15 protein-coding genes are annotated in these 14966 nt (G+C 50.4%); all 15 read right to left on the bottom strand.

What is annotated here, in order from left to right; all coding sequences use genetic code 11:
* Positions 1-36 precede the first annotated feature (36 nt).
* Positions 37-1716, bottom strand: coding sequence for an AMP-binding protein (locus tag AC5E51_RS04355; RefSeq protein ID WP_491778173.1), 1680 nt, complete (start codon positions 1714-1716; stop codon positions 37-39).
* 133 nt (positions 1717-1849) lie between these two features.
* Entirely contained in the window at positions 1850-2815 is a 966-nt protein-coding gene (locus AC5E51_RS04350; protein ID WP_491778172.1) for an AgmX/PglI C-terminal domain-containing protein, read from the bottom strand.
* Entirely contained in the window at positions 2815-3309 is a 495-nt protein-coding gene (locus tag AC5E51_RS04345) for an ExbD/TolR family protein (RefSeq protein WP_273087293.1), read from the bottom strand. Before AC5E51_RS04345 ends, AC5E51_RS04350 begins: the two co-directional genes overlap by 1 nt.
* Positions 3306-3815 carry an ExbD/TolR family protein gene (locus AC5E51_RS04340; protein ID WP_273087295.1) on the bottom strand — a complete coding sequence of 170 codons (510 nt, stop codon included), beginning with the start codon at positions 3813-3815 and terminating at the stop codon, positions 3306-3308. The genes AC5E51_RS04345 and AC5E51_RS04340 overlap by 4 nt, the downstream gene beginning before the upstream one ends.
* A 14-nt stretch (positions 3816-3829) precedes the next feature.
* The gene (locus AC5E51_RS04335) at positions 3830-4486 is read right to left on the bottom strand and encodes a MotA/TolQ/ExbB proton channel family protein (RefSeq protein ID WP_076514816.1); all 657 of its coding nucleotides are present in this window, start codon (positions 4484-4486) and stop codon (positions 3830-3832) included.
* 103 nt (positions 4487-4589) lie between these two features.
* A complete protein-coding gene (locus AC5E51_RS04330; protein WP_139325766.1) occupies positions 4590-4904 on the bottom strand; it encodes a hypothetical protein in 315 nt (104 codons plus the stop codon).
* 8 nt (positions 4905-4912) lie between these two features.
* Entirely contained in the window at positions 4913-5755 is an 843-nt protein-coding gene (locus AC5E51_RS04325) for a tetratricopeptide repeat protein (RefSeq protein WP_491778171.1), read from the bottom strand.
* Positions 5736-8543: a tetratricopeptide repeat protein gene (locus AC5E51_RS04320; protein ID WP_491778170.1), complete on the bottom strand. Its 2808-nt coding sequence runs from the start codon at positions 8541-8543 to the stop codon at positions 5736-5738. The genes AC5E51_RS04325 and AC5E51_RS04320 overlap by 20 nt, the downstream gene beginning before the upstream one ends.
* A complete protein-coding gene (locus AC5E51_RS04315) occupies positions 8543-10510 on the bottom strand; it encodes a hypothetical protein (RefSeq protein WP_491778169.1) in 1968 nt (655 codons plus the stop codon). The genes AC5E51_RS04320 and AC5E51_RS04315 overlap by 1 nt, the downstream gene beginning before the upstream one ends.
* Positions 10511-10514: 4 nt before the next feature.
* Positions 10515-11012 (bottom strand): hypothetical protein, encoded by a 498-nt coding sequence (locus AC5E51_RS04310; protein WP_273087310.1) that lies wholly within the window; start codon positions 11010-11012, stop codon positions 10515-10517.
* 3 nt (positions 11013-11015) lie between these two features.
* A complete protein-coding gene (locus tag AC5E51_RS04305) occupies positions 11016-11510 on the bottom strand; it encodes a hypothetical protein (RefSeq protein WP_301387515.1) in 495 nt (164 codons plus the stop codon).
* Entirely contained in the window at positions 11480-12088 is a 609-nt protein-coding gene (locus AC5E51_RS04300) for a hypothetical protein (RefSeq protein ID WP_068443123.1), read from the bottom strand. The genes AC5E51_RS04305 and AC5E51_RS04300 overlap by 31 nt, the downstream gene beginning before the upstream one ends.
* Entirely contained in the window at positions 12085-12795 is a 711-nt protein-coding gene (locus AC5E51_RS04295; protein ID WP_068443121.1) for a hypothetical protein, read from the bottom strand. Before AC5E51_RS04295 ends, AC5E51_RS04300 begins: the two co-directional genes overlap by 4 nt.
* A 78-nt stretch (positions 12796-12873) precedes the next feature.
* On the bottom strand, positions 12874-14055 hold the full coding sequence (locus tag AC5E51_RS04290) for a vWA domain-containing protein (protein ID WP_068443118.1): 1182 nt from the start codon (positions 14053-14055) through the stop codon (positions 12874-12876).
* Between the two features lie 2 nt (positions 14056-14057).
* On the bottom strand, positions 14058-14900 hold the full coding sequence (locus tag AC5E51_RS04285; protein WP_491778168.1) for an AAA family ATPase: 843 nt from the start codon (positions 14898-14900) through the stop codon (positions 14058-14060).
* Positions 14901-14966: the final 66 nt, after the last annotated feature.

Here is a 14966-nt window from a genome sequence, read left to right as displayed (position 1 = left end):
GAAACCGGGGCGCTCAGTGTAACACGTCGCAAAGCCTTATTTGTGCTTGGCCAGCTCCTCGTCACGAAGCTCACGACGCAGGATCTTACCAACATTCGTCTTCGGCAGCTCGTCACGGAACTCAACGATCTTAGGCACTTTGTACGCGGTGAGATTCTCTCGACAGAAGGCAATAACATCTTTCTCCGTGAGCGATGGGTTGCTCCGGACAATAAACACTTTCACGGCCTCAGAGCTTTTAGGGTCTGGTATACCAATAGCAGCTGCTTCAACAATGTCTTTATGGGAAACAATAACGTCCTCCACTTCGTTGGGATAGACATTAAAGCCAGAGACGATGATCATATCTTTCTTACGGTCAACGATTTTGAGGTAGCCATCGTCGTTGATAACGGCCATGTCACCCGTCTTCAACCACCCGTCTTTGGTCATTGTTTCTTCAGTCGCTTCAGGACGCTGCCAGTAGCCCTTCATGACCTGAGGTCCTTTCACACACAGTTCACCAGCTTCTCCGAGGGGCAACTCATTACCTTCTTCGTCGATCACCATGCAGGCTGTATTCGCAACAGGCATACCAATGGTGCCCTGCTTGATGCGTGTGGTCGGGTTAAAGGATACGACTGGCGAGGTTTCGGTCATGCCGTAACCTTCAGCCACTTCACACCCTGTCACCGCTTTCCATTCATCAAAGGCAGCTTTGGTCAGCGCCATACCACCTGACACAGTCAGCTTGAGTTTACTGAAGTCCAGAGCACGGAAATCTTCCTGAGCGCACAGCGCGACAAAGAGAGTGTTCAAGCCGACAAATCCAGTGAAGTCTGTTTTCTGCAGGGTCTTAATAAAGCCAGGAATATCACGGGGGTTCGGGATCAGGATACTGTGATTACCAGTCTGCAGAAGCACCATGCAATGCATGGTGAACGCATATATATGATACAGAGGCAGAGGACAGATAACCGTCTCTTCACCCTCACTCATAACCTGTTTGAATACACCGTATGCTTGCGCCATGTTGGCCATCAGGTTGCCATGGGTAAGCATTGCGCCTTTTGCAACGCCTGTGGTGCCGCCCGTATATTGCAGTACAGCGATATCATCTGATGTCGCAGGTGCACTCGTATAGGGCTTACCTTTACCTTTGCTGAGTGCTTTGCGCAGTGGAATCGCGCCAGGAATATTTGCCGCAGGCACTTCCTTTTTTACGTACTTAAGCACTGTATTGATCAGGGTTCTTTTCAGCGGACAATGCATGTCACCGACGTTTGTCACAATGACATGCTTAATGCCTGTTTTAGGAACGACACGCTCCACCTTGTCACCGAAGTTAGCCAGCACAACCAGAGCTTTAGCACCTGAGTCGTTAAACTGGTGCTCCATCTCGCGCTCGGTGTAGAGAGGATTGGTATTTACAACGATAATCCCAGCTCGCATCGCGCCAAATACGACGACCGGGTATTGCAGTACATTCGGCAGCTGAACCGCAATACGATCACCTGCCTGAAGAGACGTTTCGTTCTGAAGGAAAGAGGCGAACGCAGCACTTTTTTCATCCAGCTGGGCATAAGTCATGGTCTGCCCGAGACATGTAAACGCTGGCAGTTCAGCGTACTTTTTAACGAAACCATCAAAGATTTCGGTAATGCACGAAAACTCATTAACGTTGACTGTCTTTGGATACCCCTCGGGGTAACGCTCCTGGAAAAACTGTTCGTTCATCTCTACCTCCAATCACTGAAATTATCTGCGGCGCAAACCGACGTCATTGCATTCAAGTTTAGCGGCATTGCGTCAAGTGGGCCAGTATCCGATACGGATAAAAAAAGCCCGGCATCTGCCGGGCTTCTGGGTATCAAGGGTTAAAGCGGATTGGATATTCCACCTTAGTAACCTCGACGTTAGGTCGACTTTCAAACACCATTTGCTGGCATTTGAGTTCAACACTGCGAATCAGTCGAGCGTCTTTAATTTCGCTCTTCGCAGCTTTACAGGAAGTCACTGAGCCATCCGGCTGAATCGTCAGCGCAAGAGTTACAGAGCCCTCGAGCGTCGGATTCTTACGTAAAGCCCGACGATACAACCTGTCGTAGTGTACGTTGTATGCTTCGAACACCAGTCTGAGCTCTTCCTGGCTACGCTTCTTCGACTCTTCTGCTGCGGCAACCGCCTCTGCAGCCACCTCAACCGTCGTTGTCGCGCGATCACCAAGGTTCTCTCCTGACGTGACATTGGTCAGCGATGCTACATCCACACCACCAGAGCCCCGGCTCGCCGCTGTGCGATCCACTACTGAGCCGACGTTAGTCGCCTGAGTACCCTTAGTACTGAGCGATGAACTTGAAGTGCTCAGCGCCGTAGTAGGAATCGCCGAACGCAAGTCACTCAAAGCCTGAAGTGCCTCGGTACCCACTGCATCACGTGCTTTCTGCTTGGCTGCCTGACGCTGCTGCTCGGTTGCTTCAACTTTCGGCTTAGGCTCGGGTTTAGGCTCCGGCTTTGGCTGAGGTTTCGGTTCTGGCTTAGGTTCAGGCTTGGGCTCTGGCTCGGGTTCAGGTTCCGGCTTAGGCTCAGGTTTTGGTTGCGGCTTCGGCTCAGGCTTCGGTTTCGGAAGCTCTTGCTTTTTACGCTCAATAACCTTTGCCAGCTGCGGCGGCAGCTCTTCAAGTTCAGACCTGTCTTTTTCAGGCAGATCGATGAAGGGAACCACAACACCAACCAATAACATCAGCGCCAGCAGTACGCCCAGAATCGTCCAGAGGCGGCGACCGTCCTCTCCGTCTGTCCATGGCAACTCAGGGGTGCGATAAATACTGCTCATCACGCACCTCCCGGCTGCTTCTGATTGACCGCCAGTGAGATATTGGCAAAGCCAGACTCGGCACAAGTACTCATAATTCTTTTCAGGACTGAGTATTCCGTTGCCTTGTCACCCACAATCGTCACTGGACGACTGTCTTCACCCTCGGCAATTGGTGTACGACTGGCCTGATATTCAAGCTCGGAGAGCAAGGAAGGAATAACCTCCTCATTCCCCAGCTTAACCGCAGACAGTTGTGCCACAGAACGCCCCTGAACAAGAAGGTCGGTATCTGTCACCAGAACCGTCAGTTGCTCTTCAGGCTTGTTCTCCGATACAGATACGGGGAGCTCAACGCTGTCCGTATTCTGCACTTCCACCTCTGACTGATTCACCATGAGGAAGAACACCAGAATGGTGAAAATATCCATCAGGGCTGTCAGGTTCAGACCATTTTTGTTGGCATTACGTTTGTGATTGCGCTGCATGCGCTTTGCGCGACGTGACATTTTCATGGTGCCACCTCCTGCGCGTCTGCTTCACCCAGAGAAATATCCGGGAACAGCACAGCATCTACCAGGGACGCAGCAACCACAGCAGGGTAAATGCGCACGGTATCCATAACGGTTACCAACGTCTGGTAATCCGTATTGGGCTCTGCAAGCAGAGTAATGTCTCTTTTTTCTGCAAATTCAGGATTTTTCTTGGCTTTCTGAAGGGCTTCTGAAAGGCCTTCGTAGTCAAGTTCTCCAGACTGAGCAGGAATAGAAGCCAGTTCAACTGTCTCTTCCTGATAAGTCCGGGATAGAGTAAATCCTGTCTTCCTGATCGTCACTTCAAGCGTGACATCCTCCGGGTTAACGGCGCCTGGCTCATCGCCAGAAGGTAACCTGAGATCCAGTACGGCCAGCTGTGAAAAGACCATATTCATCAACAGCACTGGTACCAGTACGATCATCAGGTTCATGAAGGATGTTACGTTGAGTTCCGCCTCTTCTCTGATTTTCTTATGGCGTCTCATCGAACGACTCCTGATTAACCGTTATTTGAAGGAGTGCCGTTTTGTCCTGCCTTTTTATCCGTAATGGTATTAAGGAACTTCACACCTGCCATCTCGATGCTGTCGACGATTTCAGATGTTTTAGTCTGCAGGTAGCTATGCAGCAGAATCAGAGGGATGGCTGCAATCAGACCAAATGCTGTTGTGTTCATCGCGACCGAAATACTTTGCGAGAGCAGTTCAGCCTTTTCCGCAGCCGGTGCGCTGGCTACTGCGGTAAATGCCGCAATAAGACCCATAATGGTACCCAGCAGGCCCATCAGGGTTGCAATATTAGCAAGTGTCGCGATGTACGGCGTACGCTTCTCCAGCTGAGGAATCGCTTCCATCAGGCCTTCTTCGAGCGCGTACTCAACTTCTTCACGACGCTGTGCAGTCGGAATACGCTGAATACCGGACGCAAAGATATTAGCGATATGAGTATCAGAGCTGTTGGCGTAGTTGAGTGCTGAACGCAAATCGCGTTTCTGCAGCATAGGGTACATTTCATCGAAAGCACGACGGTTACCCGACTTTTCTTTTGCGAGGACGAGCAAACGCTCAATTGCGACAGCGAGACCGATCACCATGATGATTGCAATCGGGTACATAAACACACCACCTTCCTGAAGGAAGCGAATGATGGAATCCATTGGATATCTCCGGTTCTGATACTATTGTTGTTCTGATAGGCAGCTCATTAAAGCTGCACACGGGCTGATTTAACCATTATTTCTCTGCAGAAAAAACCGCAGTTCATTCTATTTCCAGGACTTCGTTTAGCCTTGTGACGTGATCCTCTTTTTCGTTATAACGCTTCCCATAACGTATCTCGCGTTTCAGGCTGTCACGGGTTAATGGTCGGAACCAGTGACGATTGAAGCTGGTAACAGGCTCATACAGTCGCCCCGTTCCCGGAGGCGGCTGCCAGGCATTAATATAGAGGACATTGGGATTTTCGCTATTCCCACGAATCGTCATTCCCTGCAGGCGAACGACATCATCGTCAGCAGACAATGCTTCTGTACTGATAAGCATCAAAGGTAAAAGCAGAGGTATAAGCAAAGTCATCAGGTATCTCATATTGCCTCCCCTTCGGCCGCGCCCTGTTCAGAAGTTGTTGAATCAACGGGCGCAGAGTTCTCGTCTACCTGCTGAGGCATAACCGCCTCATCAGCGGGTACTACTTCTTGAGAGTTTTCTTCATCGACAACACCCTCTTGGGCGCTAATGTCGGTCACCTGGCTTTGTATTACGCCATCCGTAGTTTCGTCGGCTGGCGTTTTTAACGAGCTATACCATTCATCAATACTTGCTGGATCAGCCTCGTCGACACCGGCCCGCCGCGCCAGGTCGACCACCCAGATATTTAACTGCTCGTTATCAGGCATCAATCGACGCGCCTTACGGTAAAATTCAAGCGCGTTCTCAAGGTCGTTACGATACAGATCCAGAAGGATCCCAAGGTTGTAATAGTGGCGCCCTTCATCGGGATCACAATCAATAGCGGCGTAATAACTCGCTTGAGCATCATCAAAACGCCCCAGCTCACGATAAGCTACACCGCTCAACGAATGAACCGGGCAAAAAGTCGGATCTATAGTTTCAACCTGCTCGTAAGCGGTGGCGGCCTCTTCATAATTGCCTAGCTGATAATGCGCGAGCCCCAGGTTACTCCACACTCCCGGATACTGGCCAAAAACAACTGACATATCTGCCCAGTGCTGCAAGGCCTCATCAAAGCGTTCGTCTTCCATAAGCGACAAACCATTACGGTATTCGTTTTCAAACCCCTCTGGAAGAGGTTCAGCAACAGGCTGACCATCAGGGCCAAGTTCTGCCGAATCCTGGATTGCAGGCTTATTCGACGCACAGGCGCTCAATAATAGAACCAGTAACGCACTAGCGAATCTGATCAACATAGGTCACCGCTTTTTCTTGTTTGTCGTATTGGCCCGGCATCAATCTAGCCATAGACCGGAAACTTTTTTTAACCCATTCATCATAGAGGCCATCATAGGTCCTGCTGATATTGGTCTGATGAATATCAATCGCAGCTTCTTCCAGAGGAAATGCCTGATCCTCGAGTAGGAAGGTGTATTCTTCTTCTTCGAGTTCGTCCATGCCCGCTGGACGTTCAGATTCCATCAAACCGCGACTGAACTTGGCATACATATCACCAATATGAAAAGTCGCAGGCGTGGTAAATTCCAGAACTTCCATTTCAACGGCCTGGGTGTATCGTTTTAGCGCACCTTGCATCGCATTGTTTTTGCGTACGATACTTTTTGCCAGTGGCAGACTGATTTCTATGTCATCGAATCGACGTCGATCAAACTCACCCAACTCAAAGGCCGCCTTAGAGGCCAAATAACGCGACCGATCAGTCTTATTATCACCAGCGCGAGAATGGAGGCTGATAATTTTGTCTAACCAGAAGCGGCGTTTTTCTTCTTCACCAAGCTTCGCGTATATCTGATCAAGTTTGTAGTGAGCCTCGATCGCTGGATCAAACGGCCGTTTATAGGTGTGCGCATAGCTGCGATACATCACAATCGCGTTATCAAAGTCTTCAGCTTTTTCGAAATATTCCGCCGACTGGAATGCAGCAATACGTTTTTCTTCGTCGTCGGTGCCTGAATCAGAAATAGTCTTGAGTTCAAAGGCAGCCTCTCGCCACTCGCCCTGTCCTTCATACGCAATAATTAATTTACTGCGAATATCGTCAGCGAATTTACTGTTCGGGTGATTTTCACGGAATCCAAGAAGCACTTCTTCAGCACGCTCAAAATCTTCGACCTGCATTAACAGGGTCGCAGCATCGTATTCTGCGTTCTCACGGAGATCACTCTCGGGCACAACCTCGGCCAGCCGCAACCATTGCGCTACGGCTTCTTCGGGATTTTCTTCCTGCGCAGCTTCGCCCTGTTTATAAATTGCAGCCGCTGACTTCTGGCGAAGATCAGCGCGCTGCTTACGATTCAACTCTGAATACTCAGAGGCAGCAAGAAGCGCTGCTTCAGCCTCTTCAAACTTTCCAAGTTCGAAGGCTGAATGTCCCTGTACCAATGACGCTCCGTAAGAATAGCGAGGGGGTAACTCAACACCACCTTCCTGTGCAAGCCGGGCCGTCGTTAAAGCCTGACCGTAATATTCATCTGCAAGAAGCATTTCTGCGGTATTTACCAGTACGGTGCCGCGGCGTTCGTCCTGCGGAAATTCGAGGACAAATCGCTTAGCACTTGCTACGGTCAGCTGACGCCAGCGCGCTTCTTCTTCGGGCGTTGGCTTATATTTATTGTAAGCAAGCAACGCCGCATAACCTGCTTCAGCCGCGTTTTCGTAGAACGGATATTGATAAGCAACAATTTCATAGTTGTTGCGTGCATCATCGTAATTTCCAATCTCGTATGAAATTTCAGCCAGTAAGAAGTGTGCTTTTACCGCATCAGGTGCTTTAGGGAATGAGCGGATATATTCACGGTACCAGCCGGCGGCCTGCTCCAGTCGTTCACGCTTATCACGCGCTGATTTTGTTTGCTGACCCCAACCGTGCGCAAAGGTGGCGAGATCCCAGATATAGTCACCCAAAGCAACGGTAATCAGAGTGCGCACTTCTTCACCATGGGTCTCCCAATAAGGGGATCCGACACCGAAACGTTCGATAAAGATCTCTTTGTGCTTCCTGCGCAGCATCGGGTATCCGGCTTTTTCATATCCTGAAATCAAACGACGATAATAGAGCGGAGCTCGATCGTCATCCGGGAATCGATCAACAAATGCTCGCAGGGTTGATGCCGAGCTTTTGTAGTATTTCTTTTCGTAATACTGATTAGACAGTTCGGCGTAAATCCGATATTCGAAGTACCTGGTACCGTGCTCATCATAGAAGCGAGCAATTTCGTTCCAGTCGCCGAGATAATCGAACATTAATGCCATGATCCGAAGCGTATCATTCAATACTTCCAGTTCGGCACCGTCCGCAGCCATCAACGTTTCATCGTCTGGGAAATGCTCATCAATCATCTCCGTAAAGGAGAGCAAGCTATCTTCTAGTCGATTTTGCTTAAACAATGCCCAGCCGCGAAAATACTGCGCATCAAGGTAATACGGATTACCTTCGGGACCGAACTCTACGACCTGGGTGAAGCGACTTTCGGAAGCTTCGAAGTCGTTGACGTTGTAAAGCATTCTCCCCAGCCGGAACTGTGCTTCGAGATAGTAAATAGACTCGGGGTAACGCTCGGTTAATTCTTCGAGCACAGCGATGGCCTGATTTTGCCGACCAGCCAACGAATACGCTTTTGCCAATTGATAATAGATGGTGTCGTTATCTATTCGATCAGGATAGAGTTCAAGGAGGGCTTCATAATCGCCAATAGAGGCTTCGGCCATCTCCCGATCTTCTTCTACCATGGCAAGGATATCATCACCAAACTGATCCATTCGGATCTCGTCCCATTGGAGCTTCAGGCCGGCGATACGGTGCGCTACACGAACGCGCAATTCAGGATCAGTGGATACTTCCAGATAGGATTTATAGCTGCGAATCACATCACGATGATCTAAACCCAGAGGTTCATCGGACGCTGTGCGAACGGTAAGCGTGCCAATGTCTGAGATATACTTACGCTCGTCTTTTTTACCCAACCAACTACAGCCAGAGGTGACTACTACAAGCATTACTAATACCAGAAAACGGAACAACATTACTTAACCGCCTCCTGTTTTTCATTTTCAGGCTCATAGTCGAGCGAGCCAAATTCATTCTGTAGTGAATCGTCGTAGAGGCGAGCCAGCGCCAGGCGCGCCTGTGCGAGATAAAGCGTCAGGCGTTCATCGAGCTCTGTAAGGTGCTGTTTTGTCATTTCCGTCAGGAGTGCTTCCTGATCACGCTGAATCTCTGCGACATTTGAATCCAGCGCGGCAACTCTCTGCTGCAATACACCGACGCGTTCAGGAAATCCACGCCATGAACTATCAGCCCAAATCAGGGATGTACGTGTATTCTCTAATTGGCGGAATAATTTGTCAGTTTCAGAGCGCAATATCATATGGTCGCGCTCGGTATCCCACTTACGTTGAGGCTGCGCTTCATATATTGACCAGAGCTGCAGCCCCCTCATCCGCCGCCAGCGTTCTTTATATGGCGCAAGATCACGGGTCGGCGTGCCTATTTTCTGGAGCAAAGTAACCGCAGGAACGACGCTTCTTAAACGCTCGATGCGGGCTTCATCACTTCTGGATGCGTAAGAGAATACCGTTTCATCTTCGTCCAGGAGTCTGTCCTGAACAGCAAGAATGCTTCGAAGAACATCCATCTGACGCTCTTCAAGTTGTTCCAGCAGGGCCTCGCCACCCATCGCTTCGAGATTCTCCCGGCGCTGGACGAGGATATCTTCCCACAAGGTCAACTCACGCATCGCTTCTGCGAGATCAGCACGGATCCGATCAAGGTCATGAAGCCGCGCCAACTCTTGTGTAAACGCTTCTTCTTTCAGTAATCCCTGAGCAAAACGCGTTACCTGGCTTTGTGGCAGATCACCAAGCGCCTGTCTCTGCCAGCCCCAATTCTCAGTTTCATTCGACTGGCGCCACTCATCAAGCCAATTACCCAGTGACTCTTCCTGGTTGAGTTGTTTCAGCTCCCCGACCATATCAGTCAGGCGCTCCTCAACACGTTGATACGCCAGCACAGACTGGTTAACAGCATCGACCAACTCAAGCGTGTGAGGTACTGCAAGGTAGGATTCAACAACCGCAGGATGGTATTCATCGTAGAGCTGCTGCAGGATACGCCAAGGCTGAATAGCATCTTCGTAGCGCCACTGAGCCAAAAGATTCCATCCGTAATGCAATAAGGCGGGCGGAGTAAATACCGATTCCAGGGTCACGTCTGAAAAATAGCGGTTAGCCATTGCATGCTTATCCCGCTCCATCGCAGCAATACCAGAAATCAGCAGAATGCGATCACGCAGAGCCGTGCCTTCTTCGTTGTCAGGCAGATAAAAAATCGCTTCATCGATCGTCGCTTCGATGTCGCGACTTCTGAAATTCTGCCGAACCATCGCCAGAATCAGGTTGTAGCGCGCATACCCCGTCCAGATACTGGCATCTTCCATACCCTTGACTACGATCAGCGCTTCTTCGACCCGATCTTGCTCACTGATACTACTGGCCAAGAGATAAGAAAGCTCCTGGTCATAACGCCGGCTGAGAGCAGGCGATGCTGCCAGTGCATTCCGTGCAGCCTGCTCTGCGCGGCCGTAGAAACCTGCACTGAAAAGGCGTTGCGTCAAGAAATACCAGGCGTCTCCAGATGCGCTTCCGCCCTCTTCAAATACAGCGTAAAAAAGATCTTCTGCCTGATCCTCGAGCCCAAGCGACAGATAGACGGCAGCCCTCATAACTTCAGCTTCGGTCTCGGGCGTTGTGTCACTCCCAATAAGCTCTTTCCATTCGCGTAAATAATAAAGCGTCTGGTAATACTCACCGACGAGGTAGGAATAATAAAAATTACCACGCAGAAGGCGTCTTTCAACGTCTTCGTTGACGCCAATACCTTCGATATCGTCGAGGTCAATATCGATATCATCTTCTGCTGCGCTCTCTGCGTATACGCTCACACTGAACAGCGCCAGCGGTGCCAACAGAAGTAGAAGAAATAGTTTCTGCATCAAATTACCAGTATTTCAGCTGCAACCGTGCGCTCTGCAGGTCATCACGGTCGACGATCAGGAGCTCTGTAATAAGCGGTTTACCGGTTTTGCTGATCATTTCAGTGATCGCAAGTTCACGCCCCTGACCTTGATGGTCGACACCGCGAATTGTCACAGACACTTGATGCTTGCCCGGTGCAAGGTTGAGATCACCCAGAGGCTGCACCGCGCCCATACGCAAGGCTTTTACCTGACGTTCAGTATACAGATGCTGGAGTTCAAGCTTGCCATCTACCGAGAGTTCAACTGACAGAGGTTCAAAATATTCACCGTGATTAAGAGTCACATGAAATGCCGCCCGAGTCGTGGCTGGGCTCAGAAGCTCCCGCTCCAGCTCGTAGAGGTCACGATTAAGCTCAAGTACGGCCTCTTTTGCTGTCATCACCTGTTCGCGTACCGCTGCGTCCTCTGCCATAACCACCGAGGCAAACAGCATGCTCAGAACTAACAGAAATTTCATTTTTTACTCCGGTTGCTGATAGTCACGACCCTGGCTCATCCAGCGCATCACTACCTGCTCTGTTTCCTGATAATTGTCGTCGAGATCACCTGTAATCAGGTGATCCAGGCGCCCATCAGCATTAATCAACATAACCGCAGGGCGCTCTTCAAACATCCAGCCCTGACGCCACTTTGGCTCATATTTCAATACTGGAATACGCATATTTGGCGGCTGGCGCTTTCCCTTAGGGGTCCAGACAAACCAACCTTTTAGCCCTTCAATTTCCAGACTCTCAGCGAGAAGCTGATATCTGACGAGGCGCTCGGAACATTCATCACAATCCCCCAGCCATATCAACATCAGATAAGAACCGCGGGCTTCCTCAAGTCGCTGACCAAAGCCGTTCGTCGCCGGCAAAGTAAAGTCCGGAACCATATCCCCCGGTTTCAGACTTTCAGACGCCTGCAGCTGGAGAGCCAGACCGATCAATAATACAAACCGAGCGAGATATCCCACTGCGTGCCCCCATCAGATTCGAGAGACTGAAGGCGCTCATCGTCGACCAGAAACTCACGAACACCTATTCCCGTCCAGATCCGCTCGCCATGAAACTGCACGCTCAGGCCAAGCGATGCATAACGACCACTGGTATCACCGGAATGTTGTTCACCTGCATTAAGTTCCGCTGCCAGCACCCACGGCACCGCACGAACTCCGCTAGTACTGGCAGTCCCCTGAAGGAGCGCGTAACCCGCACCTGCTGAGTAACGAAGCAGCTCTTCGTCATCACTTCGCACTTCCTGGCCGTCATTAATCACAGCGCGTGTGCTGAACTGGCCAATCTGAGCTTCACCCAACAAATACCATTTTTCACCGGCAAAATAGCGCGCGGTAAAAAGAATCCCCGGCTGCGAATCATTGTTATACGCCAGAGTATTGGTGTAACCCACGCTGAAGACACCGTGTTCAACTTCAGTCTCACTCAAATCATCAAGACCGTTCCTCTGACTGCCCGGACTGAACACCTCCGCCGCAGCACTGAGCGAAAAAAACGCCATGCCAGCGAGCCCCACCGTCCGCCAAAAAGAAGTCATAAACGCAATCTCCAAACTATTGATACTGACCTGTGAGTTGTCATTTCACTGTCTAATGTGGCGCTTATTTCGCCGCGAGCACCAAAATCAAAATACCGGGCAACCCGCCACATTGATTCAACACCTACGCCCCCAACCCAGACAGGCTCAGCCGTGTCAGACCAATGTGTGTTGCCTCGCTCACTCTGGGCATAACCGGCAAACGCGTTCCAACTAAAAGTTATGTGGTCTGCGGGCTCAGCGAACTGAGTAATTATGCCAGCATCAAACATTGACCATGCTGAATCCCCCTCTGGGGCGCGAGTGTAGCGCACAGAGCCATACTCTCCGAGGACAGGAAACAACCATCCGAGGGAATAGGCGCTGGCGGTTGAAAGGGCCACTTCGAGTCGATTTTTCCCGGGGCGCGCGTCATTGACTAGCTTCCAGAGTTCATCGCGGGGGAAGGTTTCGAGCAGATGAAGGTCATCGACATGCAGCCAGCCACTGTTCCGCCCATCAGACGCGTTAACCCAGCTACCACGACGAGCGACCACTTCAAGGCGGCGGTATGGAGTGACTTCGTAGATGACAGGAAAGGCCTCAGACGGCCCATTGCGCAGGCCGATGTAGACCTGCTCAGCAGCAACCGGCTTAACACCCCCAAGAGTGATTCCTGTAGCAATCAGCAATGTCAGCAGTGGTGAAAACAAGCGTATCGCCTGCATGTAAAACATCCTGCATTCTTTATTATTTTCCGGGAAAACCTGCCCTCTCTGACAAGCTCCTCCGGCTTCTATTTTCAACTATTTGCTGAGAAATCTCATGGCATCCTCAAGACCTGACAGGGTCATGGGATACATTTTGTCTTTGACCAATGTGCGGATCGCCCCCAGCGAACCGCCATTCCCCCAATGGTCTTCCGGCGCTGGGTTCAACCAGACCAGCTTATCGAAATGATTCGCCATGCGTTCCATCCAGACCGCACCCGGCTCTTCATTCCAGTGTTCGACGCTTCCCCCCGCATGAGTGACTTCATACGGCGCCATCATGGCGTCGCCCACAAAGATAACGCGGTAATCCTGTCCATACTTGCGCAAAATGTCCCATGTTTCTGTGCGCTCGTTCATACGGCGGATATTATTCTTCCAGACAGACTCATACAGGCAGTTATGGAAGTAAAAGGTTTCCATATGTTTGAACTCGGTACGAGCGGCCGAGAACAGCTCTTCACAAACACGAACGTGAGGGTCCATAGACCCACCGACATCAAAAAAGAGCAGTACCTTCACAGCGTTGTGCCGTTCTGGAACCATTTTAATATCGAGCATACCTGCGTTGCGCGCGGTAGAACTGATGGTGTCATTCATATCAAGCTCATCGGCTGCGCCCTGGCGCGCAAACCGACGAAGACGACGCAACGCTACTTTGATGTTCCGTATACCGAGCTGTACGTTGTCATCGAGATTTTTGTAATTTCTCTGTTCCCATACTTTCGCCGCTTTTTTATGACGGGAACGATTCTGATCAATACGAACCCCTTCCGGGTTGTAACCTTCAGCACCAAACGGTGATGTTCCGCCTGTACCGATCATTTTATTTCCACCCTGATGGCGCTTTTTCTGCTCTTCGAGGCGCTCCTGCAGGGTTTTCATCAGTTCATCGAAGCCGCCCAGCGATTCAATCTTCGCCATTTCCTCTTCAGAGAGCAGCTTCTCCATTTCTTTGCGCATCCATTCGGCAGGGATACTGGCATCATCAAACAATGAAGGCAGCGCTTCGATACCCTCAAAGTAAGCAGCAAACGCCTTATCGAACTTATCGTAGTGTTTTTCGTCCTTTACAAGAATCAAGCGCGCAAGAGCATAAAACTCTTCAAGATCTGCAAAGGCTACCCGCGCCTGAACCGCTTCAACGAGGTCAAGGTACTCGCGAATCGAGCATGGTACTTTTGCGCGACGAACCGTATCGAAAAAGTCGATCAGCATGATCAGCCCCGACGGCGACTCATAAACGCAAGACGCTCCAGCAAGTGCACATCCTGCTCATTCTTCACCAGAGCACCCGCCATTGGTGGAATTGCCTTGGTAGTATCGTGATTACGTAATAACTCGACGCCGAGTTCATCGGCCATCAGCAGCTTCAGCCAGTCAACCAGTTCAGAAGTTGACGGTTTTTTCTTCAGCCCCGGTACTTTGCGCACGTCAAAGAAGACTTCAAGCGCGTCATTGACCAGCTCCGCCTGAATATTCGGGAAATGCACATCAACGATCGCCTTCATGGTTTCGCGATCAGGGAAGTCGATATAGTGGAAGAAGCAGCGGCGCAGGAATGCGTCAGGCAATTCTTTCTCGTTATTGCTGGTAATCAGAATAATTGGGCGGTGCTTAGCAACGATGCGCTCCTGAGTTTCATACACGAAGAACTCCATCTTATCGATTTCGAGAAGAAGGTCGTTCGGGAACTCGATATCCGCTTTATCAATCTCGTCGATCAGCAGAACAACAGGCTTATCCGCTTCAAAAGCTTCCCAGAGCTTACCTTTAACGATGTAGTTCGAAATATCATTGACACCATCAACACCAAGTTGCGAGTCGCGCAGACGACTGACGGCATCGTACTCATAGAGCCCCTGATGAGCCTTGGTCGTACTCTTGATGTGCCATTGGATAAGGTCAGTGCCCAATGAATTGGCCAGTTGCTCTGCCAGCATTGTTTTACCGGTTCCTGGCTCACCTTTCAGCAGGAGTGGTCGCTGCAATGTAATTGCTGCGTTGACTGCCATTTGCAGCTCAGGTGTCGCTACGTATTCACCGGTACCCTGGAATTTCATCAGGACTTAACCTCTCGATCTCTGATTCTTGACTGGCCAGAGTATAAGGAGGCCGCTTTAGTACAG

This window comes from Thalassolituus sp. (genome assembly GCF_984348125.1).
This window is presented reverse-complemented; position numbering and strand designations above follow the sequence as displayed.